At 37.0% G+C, this 1,242-nt stretch carries 1 protein-coding gene; it reads right to left on the reverse strand.

What is annotated here, in order from left to right; all coding sequences use genetic code 11:
• The coding region (asnB, locus tag ACN4EE_RS23490; RefSeq protein ID WP_431708930.1) for an asparagine synthase (glutamine-hydrolyzing) at positions 1-1,196 on the reverse strand (1,196 nt) is incomplete at its 3' end.
• Positions 1,197-1,242 lie beyond the last annotated feature (46 nt).

Consider the following 1,242-nt stretch of genomic DNA (forward strand, 5'->3'; position numbering starts at 1 on the left):
GATAATTGTTTTAAATAGGGTAATTTATCGATATTTTGAGCGATTTTGACCATTTTCGGAATTTGTTGAAACGAGCCATAACCACCGAATAACTCATCTCCTCCTAATCCTGACAATACAACTTTTGTGCCGTCTTCTTTCGCTAATTGAGAGACGCAATAGGTATTAAAACCGTCTATGGTAGGTTGATCAATCGCTTGTAAAAAATCGGGTAAAATACTGAGGGCGATCGAACTGGTAATTTTATATTGATGATGCTGGGTATCAAATTGTTGGGCAATTTGTGTGGCTAAATCCCCTTCGTTATAGTCTTCCTCCTCAAAGGCGATGGAATAGGTTTTAATTGTACCAGTTTGAGTGGTTCGAGCAAGGGCTAATAATGAGCTAGAATCAATACCACCGCTCAAAAAGATGCCTACGGGTACATCACTGACAAAATGATGTTTAATAGAGTCTATCAAGGCTTGACGGGTGATTTCTTTGGCTTCGGAAAGCTCATTAACTTGGTTTTGAAACTGAATTTGCCAATAGGATTTTATGTCTATTTCTCCTTCTTGCCACTGTAACCAATGCCCTGCAGGTAAACATTTTATTCCTTCAATCATGGTATCAGGTTCGGCGATCGTTCCCCTTGTCAAATAGCTGTATAATCCTTGAGGGGAGATAGTTTTATTAACAATGCCAGTAGCTAAAATTGCCCTTAATTCGGAGGCAAAAAGGAAATTTTGACCATCATAATAATAATATAAGGGTTTTATGCCTAAAGGATCACGGGCAATAAAACAGGTTTTTTTCTGGTTATCCCAAATGGCGAAGGCAAACATTCCCCGTAATTCGGATAGACAGTCTTTTCCTTTCTTTCTGTATAGTTTTAAAATAACTTCTGTATCGGTATGAGATTTAAAGATTTCTCCTTGTTTTTCTAGGTTCGATCGAATTTCCTGAAAATTATAGATTTCACCGTTAAATGTAATCCAATAACGTTCATCTTCTGTGGACATGGGTTGATGACCAGCACTACTCAAGTCTAAGATAGAAAGGCGAGTATGGGCAAAAGCGACATTTTTAGTAGGATTAATGTAAGTACCTTGATCATCAGGTCCTCGATGGGTTAAGCTCGATCGAACTTTATGGATGAGGGTGTCTAAAGAATCACGGAAAGCTGAAGAAGTTAAAATGCCACCGATTCCACACATAAAAATTTATTTTGATTTTTTTATAATTATAAAGAAACAATATTTT

The organism is Geminocystis sp. CENA526 (genome assembly GCF_050753365.1).
Classification (GTDB): Bacteria; Cyanobacteriota; Cyanobacteriia; order Cyanobacteriales; family Cyanobacteriaceae; genus Geminocystis.